The following is a 15755-nucleotide window of genomic DNA, read 5'->3' as shown; positions in this document are numbered from 1 at the left end:
CAGCCGGCCCGGACGGTCCGGGCCGGCCCGGTCAGTAGGTGCCGCGGTAGGCGCGCGGGTCGGTGGCGTCGTGCACGTAGCGGATGAAGCCCGCCCAGTCGAAGACGGGCAGCCCGGTCGCCTCGTGGACGGCGCGGGCGTACGGCGGGAGGTCACTGCACTCGAGCAGGATCGCGCCGAGGTCGGGGGTGGCGCGGGCGATCTCGACGGCGGTCTCCACCACCTCGCGGCGCATGACCTCCTCGTCCAGTGTTCCGACCTCTTGCAGGATCACCTCGTTGAAGTGCGGTTGGTGGTCGAGCCCCTGGACGAGCAGGCGCGACGGGTCGGTGATCCCGGCGCCCGAGAGCACGCTCTCGCTGATCCCGTTGCCGTTGGCGACGAGGACGCCGAGCCGCTGGGACGGCGCCAGCATGCGAAGGAGCATCGGCGCCTGGAGCAGGCTGGACATGAAGACCGGCACGTCAACCGCCGCCGCCACGACGTCCTGGTAGGCCGCCATGTAGCCGCAGTTGCCGGTGATCGCCCGGACGCCCTCGGCCTCGAGCTGCTTGGCGGCCGCCACGAACAGCTCGCCGTACGCGGCGGCGTCGCCGGTGAGCACGTCCGAGCCGGCCGCGCCGTCGACGACCAGGTAGCGCACGGGGAAGCCGAACGTGGTGGCGTTGTTGAGGTCCCCGGGTACGAACGGGACGTTCCACTCCGCGCAGAGCATGCCGATCGTGTAGCCGTAGGCGACCGGGCGGGCCGCCGTGGTGCGGTAGACGGCCATCAGCGGGCCCCCTCGACCACGGACTCCACCTCGGGCGTCGCTGCCGGCAGGCCGCCGAGGTAGAGCTCGCTCACCTGGGGGTCGAGGAGCAACTCGTGGGCGGCGCCCTCCAGGGCGACCTTCCCCTGGACGAGGACCAGGCCGCGGTCGCTGACCGCCAGCGACTGGACGGCGTTCTGCTCGACGCAGAGGACCGTGACGTCCTCCTGCGCCCGGATCCCGACGATGGTGTCGAAGAGCTCGGTGACCTTGGCCGGGGAGAGACCCGCCGACGGCTCGTCGAGCAGCAGGACGTCGGGCCGCGGCATGAGGGCGCGGCACACGGCGAGCAGCTGGCGCTCCCCGCCGGACAGGGAGTCGGCGCGGGCCTGCTGCCGCTCGCCCAGCGCCGGGTAGCGTCCGAGCAGTTCGTCGGCCCGGCGCTCCCGCTCCCGTCGCCGCATGTGCTGTCCCCCGGCACGCACGTTGTCGCGAATGCTCAGCGGCCCGAAGACGTTGTCCAACTGCGGCACGAAGGCCATCCGGTGCCGGCGCACGCGGCGGTGCGCGGGGACCCGCGTGCAGTCGGTGCCGGACACGGTGACGGTTCCGGTCCGTGCCGGGACGAACCCCATCAGGCACTTGAGGAACGTCGACTTGCCGGACCCGTTGGGCCCGATGACGGTCATGATCTCCCGGTCGGCGAGGTCGAAGGAGATCCCGTCGAGGATGTTCACACCCGGCACGTAGCCGGCCGTGAGGTCCCTGGCCTTCAGTTTCATGAGGTGCTCACTCCCGTGGCGACGTGCGCGGGGCGGGGCGCGCCGAGGTAGGCCTCGACGACGCGGGGGTTGTCCTTCAACTCGTCCGGACGGCAGGAGGCGATCACGCTGCCCTTGTCCAGGACGTAGACGCGCTGGCACAGGCGGCCGATGAAGGCCATGTCGTGCTCGATGACCAGCAGCGTGGTGCCTTGCGCGTTGATCCGCTTGAGGCGGTCGGCGATCGTGACCCGCAGAGTCGGGTTGACCCCTGCCGTCGGCTCGTCGAGGAGGAGGACCTTCGGGTCGGTCATCAGCGCAACGCCGAGGCTGAGCAGCTTCTTCTGCCCGCCCGACAGCCGTCCAGCCGGCTGCTCCACCATGTGGCTCAGGCTCAGGAAGTCGAGCAGCTCCAGCGCCTTGGTCACAGCGATCTGCTGTTCGGCCGCCCGCGCCTTGCGGCGGAGGAGTCCCCGGACGGGAGCGCTTCCGATCGGCAGCGAGGCTCCGCACAACATGGCCTCGAGGACCGTCATCTTCATCGGCTGCGCCGCCGTCTGGAACGTGCGGCGGATGCCCATCCGGCTCACCTGCCAGTCGGCGAGCCGGTCCAGCCGGGCCCCGCCGTACTCGATCGTGCCGGCGTCGGGGTTCAGGAAGCCGGACAGGCAGTTGAGCAGGGTGGTCTTGCCCGAGCCGTTGGGCCCGACCAGCCCGACGATCTCACCCGGTGCGATCTCGAGGTCGACGTCCCGCAGGACCTGGACCGCTCCGAACGACTTTCCCACGCCGCTACTGGTGAACATCGATCCTCCGGAGCTTCTCGGCGAACAACCCTTGGGGGCGGGTCATGAGGAAGGCCGTGAGCACGAGGCCGACGACCAGGAGCCGGACGCTGCTCGCGCTCTGCTCGGGGATGGGGAAGACGTCCTTGAGGAAGCGACTCCCGGCGTAGATCAGCTGGACCGCCAGGGCACCGAAGACGGCACCGCGGTTGTTGCCCATCCCGCCGATGATCAGCATCGTGAAGACGAGGAAGGTCTCGATCGGCAACAGCTGGTTGGGGCCGATGTAGGAGATGTAGAGCGTGTAGACCGAGCCGCCGACCGCCGCGATGGGGGCGGCCACGGCCAGGACCCGCATCTTCTCGGCGGTGATGTTGTGCCCGAGCGAGGCGGCCAGCATCGGCTCCTCGCGGAGCAGCCGCAGCACCCGGCCGAACTGCATGCGGGTCAGCGTCTCGGCGATGAGGTAGGCCACGCCCGCGAGCGCGACGCACAGCGCGAGCCAGGCGAGCGAGGAACCGATCCCCGTGAGCCCGGTGAAGGGGCCGGCGATGCCGCTGATCCCTTGGGGTCCACCGGTCAGCGCGCTCTCGTTCACCACGATCAGGCGGAAGCACTCGGCCACGGCCAGGGTGACGATCGCCCAGTAGTCGGCCGCCAGGGTCCGGCCGAGGCGACCGATCGCCGCGCCGAGCAGGCTGGCGGCGACGACGCCGACGACGATGCCGAGCAGCCAGCTGCCGCCGTGGAGGGCGACGATGCCGGACGCGTAGGCGCCGATGCCGAAGAACGCCACGTGGCCGAAGTTGAGCAGCCCGGTGACGCCTGCCTGGAGGTTGAGGCTCAGCGCGAACAGGGCGTAGATCGCCGCGACCGTCGCGACGTACAGGAGGAAATCAAGCACGGCGGCCTCCCAGGCCGAAGAGCCCCTGGGGGCGGAGGAGCATCACGAGGATGACGGCGACGAACCCCACCGCCGGCCGGTAGCTCACCGGGACCAGCAGCGATTCGGAGCCGACCAGGGCGCCGAAGTCGACGCGCAGCACCGTGCTCTCCGCGAGAGCGAGCACCGCCGCCGCGAGCAGCGAGCCTGCGACGCTGCCGATGCCGCCCATGATCACGGCGGCGAACACGGCGAGCAGCAGGGTGCTGCCCATCTCCAGGGAGATGGAGGTGTCCGCGGCGATGAACACGCCTCCCGTGGCCGCCATGGCGGCGGCCAGGAAGACGACCGACGTCGACACCCGCCGGACGTCCATGCCGCTGGCCGAGGCGAGGTCGGGGTTGGCTGCCGTGCAGCGCACCGCGCGACCGGCGTCGGTGAAGGCCAGCACGAGGAAGAGCACCGCGAAGATGACCACCGTCAGGGCGACGATCCAGATCTGCGCCTGGGTCACGACCGCCTCGCCGACGCGGAGTCCGGGCGCCGGCGGCAGCGGGAGCCGCTCCGGGCGCGGGCCGGCGATCGCCTGGATGGTGGCCGTGATGACGATCGAGAGCGCCAGCGAACCGATCAGGGCCGTCGCGCTGCTGAACGAGGACAGCCTGCGGAAGAAGAAGAGGTGCAGCAGCACCCCGAGGACGCCGGCGGACAGGATGCCGACGACCGATCCGAGGACCACGCCCAGGCCGATGCCCGAGGCCGCCACGAGGGCCAGGTAAGCGCCCACGGGCGCGAACTGGACGTGCGCGACGTTGGCGAACCGGACTATCCCCCACGTCATGGAGAGCCCGACGGCGACGAGGCTCAGCTGCGACGTGCGCACGAGCGTGTCGATGATGATCTGGGTAAGCACGCGTCCGCCCTCCGGGCAGGGAGTTGGTGGAACGAGTCAGGCACCGGTCCGGGCCCGCGGCGGCGGGCCCGGACCGGGTCCCGCTCAGCTCTCCTCGACGACCTCGCCGTCGGTGTACCTCAGGACGAGGTAGGGCTGCTCCGACCGCTGGTTCTGGTCGTCGAAGGTGATGTCACCCGTCACGCCGGCGTAGCCCTGACCGATGCTCGCGAGCGCTTCGGCGATCGCGTCGGCGTCCGTGGACCCGGCCTTCTCGATGGCCTCGGCCAGCATCATCGTGGCGTCGTAGGTGTAGCCGCTGAAGGTGGAGGCGAAGTCCTCGCCGTACTCCTCCTCGTATGCGTCCCGGTAGTCCTGCCCCTCGGGCCCCACGTAGTTGACGTCCATGCCGATCTGGTTCTCGACCGTCTCGGGCGCGGAGTCGGAGGTGCACATCGTCAGGTAGATCCCGAACCACGGGGTCTCCTGCATACCGGCCTCGAAGGCCTGCTGGTTGATGACGGACGAGTCCTGGCCGTAGGCGCTGTAGAGGATGACGTCCGGCGACGACGCGGCGATGCGCTCCAGCTCGGCGCGGTAGCTGGTCTGGCCCTCGGTGTAGAGGATCGTCTCGGTGACCTGGCCTCCTGCGGCCTCGTAGGCCTCGGTGAACGGGTCGACGATGCCCTCGCCGTAGGAGTTGTTCGGGACCATCACCGCCGCCTTCATGAGTCCGCGCTCCGCCAGCTGCTCGGAGGCGAACTTGCTGGCGATGGTGTCCAGGCCGATCACGGAGAAGGACTTGTCGCCGATGCCGGCGATCTCCGGGGAGGACGACCCCACGTTCATGTGGATCACGCCCTCCTGCTGGAGGTACTGACCGAGCGGGACCGTGACGCCGGAGGAGTACTCCCCCATCACGGCGGCGACCTCGTCGACGCTGGTCAGCTTCCTGGCTGCGTCGATGGCGGCGTTGGCCGCGCCGGCCGAGTCCTCGACGATGACGTTGAGGTCCTCGCCCAGGACCCCGCCGTCCTCGTTGATCTTCGCGACGGCCAGTTCGATGCCACGACGCTGGTCCTCGCCGATCGAGGCGCTGCTGCCCGTCAGCGGCAGCACGGCGCCGATGTTGACGGCGCCCTCGACGGCGTCGCTGTCGCCGCTGGACGCAGGGTCACCAGCCCCGCCGCCGGTACTGGCGGCGGTACCACCGCAGGCGGCCAGGACGACCGCCATGCCAAGAGCGGCGGCGGGCTTCAGGAGTCGGTTCGGAGTCAGCACGGCAGTCCTTCAGCTGGGAGGGACGGCTTGCATACGACTCTGTATGCAGCCTCGTATGCTGGAGGAGTATGTGAAGGTCGACACGTCGATGTCAACGGGTCGGCGAGAGCAGAAACTGGACTCGACGGAGCCCGGGCGCGGCGTCACTGAGACGATCCGCAGCCGTAACATCGCCGTCGCAATCGAGCTCGGAGAGGGACACCGTGACGGTCACGAAGCCGGACGAACCCGTGCACGGGTCACTGTCCGAGGCGGTCTACGCCGCCGTCCACCACCGCATCGTCACGGGCGCCTACCGCCCGAACCAGCGGCTGGTCGAGACCGAGATCGCCGCGGACCTCGGTGCCAGCCGCACGCCGGTTCGCGAGGCGCTGGTGCGGCTCATCAACGACGGCCTGGCGGTGCGGTCGCGCCACGGGTTGATGGTCCGCGAGTTCACGCTGCCGGAGGTCCGCGAGATCTACGAGGTCCGCGCCGCGCTGGAGGGCTACGCCGCCCGGTTGGCGGCGGAGCGGTGCACCCCCGAAGCGCTGGCGAAGCTCGGCGAGACGTTGCAGCACCACGCCCGGACGTCGCTCGACGAGGCGCTCGACCGCGGCAAGGTCGTCGAGTCGAACGCCGACTTCCACGACGCGGTGCTCGCGGCTGGCGGCAACACCCGCATGCGGGGCCTCGCCACCGGCAACCAGTCCTACTTCTTCAACATCGAGGCCGCGGCCGTCACCTCGGACGAAGCGCTCGTCGTGGCACTGGACGAGCACCAGCTCATCTACGAGGCGATCCGCGACCGCGACGGGGACAAGGCCGAGCAGATCGTCCGCGGCCACGTCATGGCGGGCCTGAAGGTCATCGAGGGCTTCCTCTGAGAGCGAGCCGGCAGGCGACGACCGAGCCGACCAACCGCTCGAAGGTCCGAGGGTCCCACCCGGTGAGCTGCGCCCACCGCTGGAGCCGGTAGGTCACCGAGTTCGCGTGCAGGTGGAGCGACTCGGCTGTGCGCGCCACCGACATGTCCGTGGCCGCGAAGGCGAGCACCGTCTCGGCCAGGTGCGGGTGCCTGCGCGCCGTGGCGACCGCCGCGGCGACCAGGGGCTCCAGGCGCTGCGCCTCCGCGAGCAGGCAGGCCTGTGCCCAGACCTCGCCGAAACGGGTCGCCCCTCCCCCGGGCGGAGCTGCCGCCAGGGCCAGCCGGGCGTCGCCGAGGGAGGCCACGGCGCCCTCCAGCCCTTTCCGCCTCAACCCCGTCCCGACGGCGCGCCCCACCGCCAGCCGGCCGGCGAGCTCGTCCAGCCACCGGTCACCGTCTCCTTGGACGACGACGACGACCGCACCCGGCTGCGAGGAGTGCACGAGCGGGGCCGGCGCCCGGTCCAGCTCCCGGGCCACCTCTGGTGGCAGCAGCACGTCGGCGCCCGACGTCTCCCACACCGCCGCGACGAAGTCGCCGTGCGGGTCCATCCCCAGCGTCTCCGCCAGCCGCGCGGCCTCCGCCTCGTGCCGCCCGGCCAGCAGCAGCTCGAGCAGCCGGTGCGACAAGGTCGCCCGGTGGCTGTGGAGCTCCCGGGTGACGTCGCCGTGCGCGGAGGCGAGGACCGTCGAGATGGCGTGCAGCAGTTCGAACATGTGCGCGGCGACGTCCGGGAGAAGCGGTGCGGCAGCACCGGGATCGGCGCAGAGGGCGCGCCAGAGCTCCTGGTCACCGAGGTGGTAGGCACCGATCAGCACGTCCACCGCGATCCCCTGGCGGGCCCGCCGGCGGGCCAGCTCGGCCGCGCGTTCGAGGTCTGCAGGAGCCAGGAGGCGACGGGCGGCCAGGGCGTCCAGCCGTCGACGCTGCTGCTCGGCCACCGCCACGAGGTGCTGGTCGTAGGGCACCACTTCGTAGGCCGCGAGGTCACGCCGGATCCGGGTGACCGACGCCCGAGCCAGGCGGTCGAGGTCGGCCGCCACCCGGCCGCAGAGCTCGGCCACCGGGGCCCAATGCTGCTCCGTCATGACCGATTCGTGGATTCCACGAGGGCTCTGGCGCTCACGGCGTCCGACTTTGGCGATCGAGCCGCAGACAGTGCCATCCCGGAGCCTCCATATTGGGGAAGCTACCGAATCACGCACAGTCCCAGCGGCTGGCCGGCCCACGGAGGAAGCCTCAATGACCTTGACCACCGGAAGGTCCGTGCGCCTCGAGGACCGGTACGAGCTGCGCGACGGCGAGATCTACCTCTCCGGCCTGCAGGCCCTCGTCCGCATCCCGCTCGACCAGAACCGGCTCGACCGGCGGAACGGCCTGGACACGGCGACGTTCATCTCCGGGTACGAGGGGTCACCGCTGGCGGGTTTCGACCTCGAGCTGTCGCGCCAAGCACCACTGCTCGAGCAGCACCGCGTCGTCTTCAAGCCCAGCGTGAACGAGGAGCTCGGCGCTAACGCGGTGCAGGGCTCCCAGCTCGCCGCCTCGGTGGGCGGCATGACCTGTGACGGCGTCGTCGGCATCTGGTACGGCAAGGCGCCCGGGCTGGATCGCGCCACCGACGCGCTGCGCCACGCGAACCTCGGTGGGGCGGCGCCTACCGGCGGGGTCCTGGTCCTGGTCGGCGACGACTCGATCGCGAAGTCCTCCACCGTGCCGAGCAGTTCCGAGACCGCCATGGCGGAGATCGGCATGACCGTCCTGTCGCCGAGCGACCCCCAGGACGTGCTCGACCTGGGCCTGCACGGCATCGCGCTCTCCCGCTTCAGCGGCCTGTGGACCGGCCTGAAGCTGGCCACGAACGTCGTCGACGGAGCCGGCACCGCCGTCGTCCGCACCGACCAGGTCGAGCCGGTCTTCCCGGACCGCACGGTCGACGGCGTCCCCTACGTCCACGAGGTGACCGCCAACTTCCTGCAGCCGACGCTGGCCGGGCTGGAGAAGAGCCTCACCACCGCCCGACCCGAACTGGCGATGCGATACGCCCGTGCCAACGGGCTCAACCGCGTCGAGGGCGACCCGCGGGCGCGCATCGGGATCATCACGTCCGGCCCGGGTTACCTGGACGTGCAGCAGGCGCTGGCGCTGATGGGGATCCCGGCCGCTGACCTTGCGACCTCCGGCATCCGCATCCTGAAGCTCGGGATGGTGTCCCCCCTGGAGCCGCAGATCGTCGCGGAGTTCGCCGAGGGCCTCGACGAGATCGTCGTCGTCGAGGAGAAGCGCCCGTTCGTCGAACTGGCGGTCAAGGACCTGCTCTACGGGCGCCCGGGAGCGCCGGCCGTCCACGGCAAGCGGGGCCCCGGCGGAGAGCCCCTCCTGCGGGCGGACGCCGACCTGCCGCCGGAGGTCATCGCGAAGGCGCTGGCTCCCCGACTGCTGGAGCGCACCGGCTCGGGAGCGGTCGCCGCCTGGCTGCAGCGGGCGGCCGCGCCGGCGCGCCGATCCCTGCCCCTGCTCCCGATGGTCAACCGCACGCCGTTCTTCTGCTCCGGCTGCCCGCACAACCGCTCGACCGCCGCGCCCGAGGGCTCGCTCGTCGGCGCTGGCATCGGCTGCTCGGCGCTCGCCTCCTTCATGCCGGAGGAGCGGGTCGGGAACATCGTCGGCCTGACCCAGATGGGCGGCGAGGGCGTCGCCTGGATCGGCATGGCGCCCTTCGTCGAGCACCGGCACCTGCTGCAGAACCTCGGCGACGGGACGTACCACCACTCGGGCAGCCTGGCGATCCGCGCCTCGGTCGCGGCCCGGTCCAACATCACCTACAAACTGCTGCACAACGGCGCGGTCGCCATGACCGGGGGGCAGCAGGCGGTCGGCAAGATGGCGGTCCGCGAGATCGCCGCGGAACTCCTGGCCGAAGGTGTGGCGCGCGTCGTCGTCACCACCGAGGACCTCGACCGGTACAAGGGGATCCGCCTCCCCAAGGGCGTCGAGCTGCGGCACCGCGACCGGCTGATCGAGACGCAGGAGGAGCTCTCCCGGGTGGAGGGCGTCACCGTCCTCATCCACGACCAGGAGTGCGCCACCGAGCTGCGCCGCAAGCGCAAGCGGAAGAAGGTCGCCGAGCCGGTCGAGCGGGTGTTCATCAACGAACGCGTCTGCGAGGGCTGCGGCGACTGCGGACACAAGTCCAACTGCCTCTCGGTGCAACCGGTCGACACCGACTTCGGCCGGAAGACGCAGATCCACCAGGCGTCGTGCAACAAGGACTTCTCCTGCCTGGACGGCGACTGTCCGTCCTTCATCAGCGTCGTCCCGGGGACCAGGGCGCCTGCGAAGGAGGGCGGGCGGCTCGAGGCGACCGATCTCCCCGACCCGGTGCTCGCGGTGGATCCGGCCGACTACAACCTCCGGATCACCGGCATCGGCGGGACCGGGGTGGTCACCACGGCGCAGATCATCTCCACGGCGGCGGTGATGGCGGGTATGTACGTCCGCAGCCTCGACCAGATGGGCATGGCGCAGAAGGGCGGCGCGGTCGTCTCCGACATCAAGCTGTCGACCTCGCCCATCGACGGGACGAACAAGGTCGCCGGCGGGGAGTGCGACCTCTACCTCGGCTGCGACGTCATCGTGGCGGCCAACGCGGTGAACCTGCAGGTCACCTCGCCGGATCGCACCATCGCCGTCGTCTCGACGTCGGCGGTCCCCACCGGCGCGATGGTGGCCGACCCCACCGTGACCTTCCCCGACGTCGAGGAGACGACCGCCCGGATCCTGCAGACCTGCCGCGCCGGTGCCAGCGCCGTGGCCGACGTGCGGAAGCTCGTGGACGGCCTGTTCGGGGACGACCAGTACGCCAACATCTTCCAGGTCGGCATGGCCGTCCAGGCCGGCGCCCTGCCGGTGGACCCGGCCGTCCTGGAGCGCGCCATCGAGCTCAACGGCGTCGCTGTCGAGCGGAACCTGCAGGCCTTCCGCCGCGGACGTCAGATGATCGCCGACCCCTCGGCCCTGCGGAGCGCCCTGCCTGCCGAGGAGCCTTCGCCTGCCGGTCCGTCGGCCACCGCTCGCGAGCTGGTCGCCGGCCTGGACCTCTCGGACGGGGATCTCGCCGAGCTGGTGCTGCGGCGGGCCGACGAACTCGTCGCCTACCAGAACCGGAAGTACGCCCAGCGGTACGCGGCCGTCCTCGGGCGTGTGCAGGAGCGCGAGATGTCCGTGACGGGATCGAGCGGCCCGGTGACCCGCGCGGTGGCGGCCAACCTCTACAAGCTCATGGCGTACAAGGACGAATACGAGGTGGCCCGGCTGTCCGTCGACCCGGAGCTGGCGCGGCAACTGCGCGACCAGTTCGGCAGCGACGTGAAGTACAGCTACCGGCTGCACCCGCCCGTCCTCCGGGCCGCCGGCATGGACCGGAAGATCAGCCTGGGCAGCTGGTTCCGGCCCGGCTTCCACGCGCTCTACGCGATGCGGGGACTCCGTGGCACGCGCCTGGACCCGTTCGGCCGGGGCGAGGTCCGCGCCACCGAGCGGGCGCTCATCGAGGAGTACGTCACCGCAGTGGACGCCGCCACGGCTGGACTCACGCAGGAGAACGTGCCACTGGTGGCGGAGCTCGCCGCATTGCCTGAGGTCGTGCGCGGCTACGAGCACGTGAAGCTCGCCAACGTCGCCCGCTACCGCGAGCGGCTGGCCGAGCTGCGCTCCGAGCTGAGCAGCTGAGGACCCCGACCTGGCGGGCCGCCCCTGCACCCGGGGGGCGGCCCGCCGTCGTCTAGAGGTAGCTGCCCTCCAGGCGGGCCACCGTCGTCCCGGTGCGCGGGCCGATCGTGCCGGCGACCCACGCGGGGACACCGCGCCCGTTGAGCAGCGCGACAGCGGCGTCCGCCTGCTCCGGGGCCACCGACGCCACCATGCCGACACCGCAGTTGAAGGCCCGTTCGCTCTCGGCACGGGGCACGCCGTGCTCCTCCATGAGCCGGACGGCGGGCGGGAGGGCCCAGGTGCCCCGGTCGAGGACCGCCTGCAGGGCCTCGGGGACGACCCGTGCGGTGTTCCCGGCCAACCCGCCGCCGGTGATGTGGGCGAAGGCGTGCACCGCGCCGACGCCGAGCTCCTCGACCAGGGCGAGGCAGTCCCGGGCGTAGATGCGGGTGGGCTCGAGCAGCTCGTCGCCCAGCGGGCGGTCCAGGCCCGCCGGCGTGGCGGTGAGGTCCAGCCCGGCGGCGGAGACGACACGCCGCACCAGCGAGTAGCCGTTGGAGTGGAAGCCGCTCGAGGCCATGGCGATCACCGCGTCGCCGGCGCGCACCCGCTCGGGGCCCAGCACGGCGTCGGCCTCCACGACCCCGACCGCCGTGGCGGCGAGGTCGTACTCGTCGGCGTCCATGAGGTCGCCGTGCTCGGCGGTCTCGCCCCCGACCAGCGCAGCGCCGGCCAGGGTGCAGCCGGTCGCGATGCCGGTGACGATCGCGGCGATCCGCTCCGGGACGACCTTCCCGCAGGCCACGTAGTCCTGCAGGAACAGCGGCTCGGCGCCGCAGGCCACCAGGTCGTCGACGACCATCGCGACCAGGTCGATGCCGACCGTGTCGTGCCGGTCGAGCTGCCGGGCCAGGGCGATCTTCGTCCCGACGCCGTCGGTGGAGGAGGCCAGCAGCGGCTTCCGGTACTTCTGCACGTCGAGCGCGAAGAGTCCGGCGAACCCGCCGAGGCCGCCGACGACCTCGGGCCGGTTGGTCCGCTCGACGGCGGCCCTCATCAGCGTGACCGCGCGCTCCCCGGCGTCGATGTCGACGCCGGACGCGGCGTAGGTGAACTCGGTGCTCACTGCTCGGTTCCGCCCTCGCTCCGCTCCTCGGTCGCTGGCGCTCCCTGCGATGCTCGCTCGGGCGTCACTTCCGCGATCATGGCCGGGTGAGCGCGTCCTCGGCGCCGCCGGGGACGACGGCGCTGCCGGCCTGCTGCCCCGTCCATCCGCTGACCGCGCGGCTGCCGATGCCCTCGAGCACGTGCTTGCCCAGCACCTCCGGCGTCCCCAGGTCGATGGGGTACTCGCCGGTGAAGCAGGCCGTGCACAGCCGGTTGACCGGCTGCTCGGTGGCGGCGATCAGCCCCTGCTCGGAGACGTAGCCGAGCGAGTCGGCGTTGATGGAGGCGCGCACGCCCTCGATGTCCAGGCCGGTGGCGATCAGCTCGGCCCGGCTGGCGAAGTCGATGCCGTAGAAGCACGGCCACTTCACCGGCGGCGAGGAGATGCGCACGTGCACCTCTACGGCGCCGGCCTCGCGCAGCATGCGGATGAGCGCCCGCTGGGTGTTGCCGCGCACGATCGAGTCGTCGACGACCACCAGGCGCTTGCCGCGGATGACGTCGCGCAGCGGGTTGAGCTTCAGCCGGATGCCGAGCTGCCGGATGGTCTGGCTGGGCTGGATGAAGGTGCGCCCGACGTAGGAGTTCTTGACCAGCCCCAGACCGTAGGGGATGCCGCTGGCCTCGGCGTAGCCGACGGCGGCCGGCGTCCCCGACTCGGGCACCGGGATGACGAGGTCGGCCTCGGCCGGGTGCTCCTTGGCCAGCCGCCGGCCGATCTCCACGCGCGCGGCGTGCACCCCACGGCCGGAGATGGTGGTGTCGGGCCGGGCCAGGTAGACGTACTCGAAGACGCAGCCCTTGGGCGCCGCGGCCGCGAAGTGCTGGCTGCGCAGGCCGTTCTCGTCGATGGCGATCAGCTCACCGGGCTCCACCTCGCGTACGACGGAGGCCCCGACGATGTCGAGGGCGGCCGTCTCGCTGGCCACGACCCAGCCCCGCTCCAGCCGGCCCAGCACCAGCGGGCGGACGCCCTGCGGATCGCGGGCGGCGTACAGCGTGTCCTCGTCCATAAACGTGATCGAGAAGGCCCCGCGGAGCTGCGGCAGCACCTCCATGGCGGCGGCCTCGACCGAGAGGTCCTGGTAGGAGGCGATCAGCGCGGTCACCAGGTCGGAGTCGGTGGTGGCGGCGAAGGCGCCGGGCACACCGGCGTCGGCGGCCTTGCTGGCGAGCTCGGCGGTGTTCACCAGGTTCCCGTTGTGGCAGAGCGCCAGCCCGGTTCCGGAGTCCGTGGTGCGGAAGGTCGGCTGGGCGTTCTCCCAGGTGGAGGAGCCGGTGGTGGAGTACCGGGTGTGCCCGACGGCGAGGTGGCCGCGCAGGCTGCCCAGGGTCGCCTCGTCGAACACCTGGCTGACCAGCCCGAGGTCCTTGTAGACGACGACCGAGGCGCCGTCCGAGACCGCGATGCCGGCCGCCTCCTGCCCTCGGTGCTGGAGGGCGTACAGGCCGAAATAGGTCAGCTTCGAGACCTCCTCCCCCGGAGCCCAGACACCGAAGACGCCGCAGGCGTCCTGGGGACCGGGGAACTGGGGGTCGAGGTCGTGGGTCAGCCGTCCATCACCACGGGGCACGACGTCGAGCGTACCGGCGTCGGCGGGGTCACCGCCGGAGCGTGTCCACGGACCGCACCGGGCCCCGGCCGTCCGCGCCGGCCACCGGCCGGATGCGCGCCCGGACGGCCATGTCCACGGGAACCCCGCCAGCGCCGTTCGCCGACCCCCGCGGGTACGGCATCACGGTGCGCGACCGGGCGTAGCCGCGCACCGGCGTCCCGGCTCTGCCGGGACGCCGGTGCTCAGCGGACGTTGCTCAGCTCGGCGGCGATCGTGGTGTCGTCGCCGTGCCCGGTCTTCACGACCGTGTCCCCGCGCAGGGTGAGCAGCTGCGCGCGGATCGAGTTGACGATCGTCGGGTGGTCGCTGAACGACCGCCCCGTCGCGCCCGGTCCCCCGCAGAACAGGGTGTCGCCGGTGAAGACGGTGCGCAGGTCGGGGGCGTGCAGGCAGGTGCTGCCCGGCGAGTGCCCCGGCGTGTGCAGCGCGACCAGCCGGGTGCCCGCGACGTCGAACCGCGTGCCCGCCCGCAGCTCCTCGTCGGGCGCGCTGTCCGGGTGGGTCATGTCCCAGAGCATCCGGTCGGCGCCGTTGAACCAGACCGGGGCGCCGGTGGCCTCGCGCAGCGCGGGGGCGGCGGTGATGTGGTCGTTGTGCCCGTGGGTGAGGACGATCGCGGTGACCCTCCGCCCACCGATCGCCGCCACGATGGGCGCGGCGTCGTGCGGCGCGTCGATCACGAGCACCTCGTCGTCGTCCCCGACCAGCCACACGTTGTTCTCGACGTCGAAGTCCTGCCCGTCGAGGGAGAAGACGCCCGGGACGACGACCTGCTCGATGCGGGCGCTCACTTGTCGAGCACCACCACGGAGCGGAGCACGTCGCCGGCGTGCATCTTGTGGAACGCCTCCTCCACGTCGTCCAGCGCGATGGTCTCGGTGACGAACGCCTCCAGCGGGAAGCGGCCCTGCAGGTAGAGGTCGACCAGCATCGGGAAGTCGCGGCTGGGCAGGCAGTCGCCGTACCAGGAGGACTTCACCGCACCACCCCGGCCGAAGACCTCGATCGCCGGCAGGGTGATCTCCATGCCCGGCGTCGGGACGCCGACCATGACCACGCGGCCGGCCAGGTCGCGGGCGTAGAACGCCTGCTCGAACACCTTCGGGTGGCCGACGGCGTCGATGGCGACGTCGACGCCGAACCCGCCGGTGAACCCCTTGATCGCCTCGACCGGGTCGGTCTCCTTCGAGTTGACCGTGTGGGTGGCACCGAACTGCCGGGCCCACTCCAGCTTCCGGTCGTCGATGTCCACGGCGATGATCGTCGTCGCGCCGGCGAGCTTGGCCCCGGCCACCGCGGCGTCCCCGACGCCGCCGCAGCCGAACACCGCCACGGTCTCCCCGCGCTGCACACCACCGGTGTTGATCGCCGCGCCCACCCCGGCCATCACGCCGCAGCCCAGCAGCCCGGCGGCGGTCGGCGGGGCGGCCGGGTCGACCTTCGTGCACTGGCCGGAGTGGACCAGCGTCTTCTCCGCGAACGCGCCGATGCCCAGGGCCGGGGAGAGCTCGGTGCCGTCGGTCAGCGTCATCTTCTGCGCGGCGTTGTGGGTGTTGAAGCAGTACTGCAGCTGCCCCTTGCGGCAGGCGCGGCACTCCCCGCAGACGGCCCGCCAGTTCAGGACGACGTAGTCGCCCACGGCGACGTTCGTCACGCCCTCGCCGACGGCCGAGACGAGACCGGCCGCCTCGTGGCCGAGCAGGAACGGGAACTCGTCGTTGATGCCGCCCTCGCGGTAGTGCAGGTCGGTGTGGCAGACCCCGCAGGCCTGCACGTCCACGACCGCCTCACCGGGGCCCGGATCGGGGACCACGATCGTCTCGACCGTGACCGGCTGTCCCTTGCCGCGGGCCACCACACCTCGCACCTCGTACGCCATGTGACGAAGCCTAGGGCCAGCCCCGGGTCGCGACTCAGGGCCATCCCAGGCCATGACGCTGGGTCACGCCACGGTCACAGCAGCCTGTTGAACGCGCAATCTGCTCGCACACCACGTACG

At 71.6% G+C, this 15755-nt stretch carries 13 protein-coding genes; 2 read left to right on the top strand and 11 right to left on the bottom strand.

Annotated features, from left to right (window positions below; translation table 11 throughout):
- Positions 1-31 precede the first annotated feature (31 nt).
- The 6 genes from ACI79W_RS00580 to ACI79W_RS00555 form a co-directional block, all read right to left on the bottom strand.
- Positions 32-772 carry an aspartate/glutamate racemase family protein gene (locus ACI79W_RS00580; RefSeq protein ID WP_456560148.1) on the bottom strand — a complete coding sequence of 247 codons (741 nt, stop codon included), beginning with the start codon at positions 770-772 and terminating at the stop codon, positions 32-34.
- Positions 772-1533 carry an ABC transporter ATP-binding protein gene (locus ACI79W_RS00575; protein ID WP_456560147.1) on the bottom strand — a complete coding sequence of 254 codons (762 nt, stop codon included), beginning with the start codon at positions 1531-1533 and terminating at the stop codon, positions 772-774. Before ACI79W_RS00575 ends, ACI79W_RS00580 begins: the two co-directional genes overlap by 1 nt.
- Positions 1530-2318 (bottom strand): ABC transporter ATP-binding protein, encoded by a 789-nt coding sequence (locus tag ACI79W_RS00570; protein ID WP_456560146.1) that lies wholly within the window; start codon positions 2316-2318, stop codon positions 1530-1532. The genes ACI79W_RS00575 and ACI79W_RS00570 overlap by 4 nt, the downstream gene beginning before the upstream one ends.
- Positions 2305-3201, bottom strand: a complete 897-nt coding sequence (locus ACI79W_RS00565; protein ID WP_456560145.1) for a branched-chain amino acid ABC transporter permease — start codon at positions 3199-3201, stop codon at positions 2305-2307. The genes ACI79W_RS00570 and ACI79W_RS00565 overlap by 14 nt, the downstream gene beginning before the upstream one ends.
- On the bottom strand, positions 3194-4093 hold the full coding sequence (locus ACI79W_RS00560) for a branched-chain amino acid ABC transporter permease (RefSeq protein WP_456560144.1): 900 nt from the start codon (positions 4091-4093) through the stop codon (positions 3194-3196). Before ACI79W_RS00560 ends, ACI79W_RS00565 begins: the two co-directional genes overlap by 8 nt.
- Before the next feature lie 84 nt (positions 4094-4177).
- Positions 4178-5353, bottom strand: coding sequence for an ABC transporter substrate-binding protein (locus ACI79W_RS00555; RefSeq protein ID WP_456560143.1), 1176 nt, complete (start codon positions 5351-5353; stop codon positions 4178-4180).
- Between the two features lie 203 nt (positions 5354-5556).
- Here ACI79W_RS00555 and ACI79W_RS00550 point away from each other — a divergent pair, with 203 nt between their 5' ends.
- Positions 5557-6219, top strand: coding sequence for a GntR family transcriptional regulator (locus ACI79W_RS00550; protein WP_456560142.1), 663 nt, complete (start codon positions 5557-5559; stop codon positions 6217-6219).
- Here ACI79W_RS00550 and ACI79W_RS00545 read toward each other — a convergent pair.
- Positions 6200-7348: a helix-turn-helix domain-containing protein gene (locus ACI79W_RS00545; protein ID WP_456560141.1), complete on the bottom strand. Its 1149-nt coding sequence runs from the start codon at positions 7346-7348 to the stop codon at positions 6200-6202. The two genes, ACI79W_RS00550 and ACI79W_RS00545, sit on opposite strands and share 20 nt — an antisense overlap.
- Positions 7349-7502: 154 nt before the next feature.
- Here ACI79W_RS00545 and ACI79W_RS00540 point away from each other — a divergent pair, with 154 nt between their 5' ends.
- Entirely contained in the window at positions 7503-10991 is a 3489-nt protein-coding gene (locus tag ACI79W_RS00540) for an indolepyruvate ferredoxin oxidoreductase family protein (protein ID WP_456560140.1), read from the top strand.
- Between the two features lie 52 nt (positions 10992-11043).
- Here the strand turns inward: ACI79W_RS00540 and purM are convergent, their stop codons facing one another.
- The 4 genes from purM to ACI79W_RS00520 all read right to left on the bottom strand — a co-directional run bounded on the left by purM (position 11044) and on the right by ACI79W_RS00520 (position 15635).
- Positions 11044-12099, bottom strand: coding sequence for a phosphoribosylformylglycinamidine cyclo-ligase (gene purM, locus ACI79W_RS00535; protein ID WP_456560139.1), 1056 nt, complete (start codon positions 12097-12099; stop codon positions 11044-11046).
- A gap of 76 nt (positions 12100-12175) precedes the next feature.
- Entirely contained in the window at positions 12176-13714 is a 1539-nt protein-coding gene (gene purF, locus ACI79W_RS00530) for an amidophosphoribosyltransferase (protein WP_456560138.1), read from the bottom strand.
- A gap of 224 nt (positions 13715-13938) precedes the next feature.
- Positions 13939-14547: an MBL fold metallo-hydrolase gene (locus tag ACI79W_RS00525; protein WP_456560137.1), complete on the bottom strand. Its 609-nt coding sequence runs from the start codon at positions 14545-14547 to the stop codon at positions 13939-13941.
- Positions 14544-15635 carry an S-(hydroxymethyl)mycothiol dehydrogenase gene (locus tag ACI79W_RS00520; protein ID WP_456560136.1) on the bottom strand — a complete coding sequence of 364 codons (1092 nt, stop codon included), beginning with the start codon at positions 15633-15635 and terminating at the stop codon, positions 14544-14546. The genes ACI79W_RS00525 and ACI79W_RS00520 overlap by 4 nt, the downstream gene beginning before the upstream one ends.
- Between the last annotated feature and the right edge of the window lie 120 nt (positions 15636-15755).

The sequence above is a fragment of the Blastococcus sp. SYSU DS0533 genome, assembly GCF_054050775.1.
This window is presented reverse-complemented; position numbering and strand designations above follow the sequence as displayed.

Bases quoted from the DNA above. Each gene is read 5' to 3' on its own strand.
- ACI79W_RS00580 (WP_456560148.1), bottom strand. From the start codon at position 772: ATGGCCGTCTACCGCACCACGGCGGCCCGCCCGGTCGCCTACGGCTAC.
- ACI79W_RS00575 (WP_456560147.1), bottom strand. From the start codon at position 1,533: ATGAAACTGAAGGCCAGGGACCTCACGGCCGGCTACGTGCCGGGTGTG.
- ACI79W_RS00570 (WP_456560146.1), bottom strand. From the start codon at position 2,318: ATGTTCACCAGTAGCGGCGTGGGAAAGTCGTTCGGAGCGGTCCAGGTC.
- ACI79W_RS00545 (WP_456560141.1), bottom strand. From the start codon at position 7,348: ATGACGGAGCAGCATTGGGCCCCGGTGGCCGAGCTCTGCGGCCGGGTG.
- ACI79W_RS00540 (WP_456560140.1), top strand. From the start codon at position 7,503: ATGACCTTGACCACCGGAAGGTCCGTGCGCCTCGAGGACCGGTACGAG.
- ACI79W_RS00520 (WP_456560136.1), bottom strand. From the start codon at position 15,635: ATGGCGTACGAGGTGCGAGGTGTGGTGGCCCGCGGCAAGGGACAGCCG.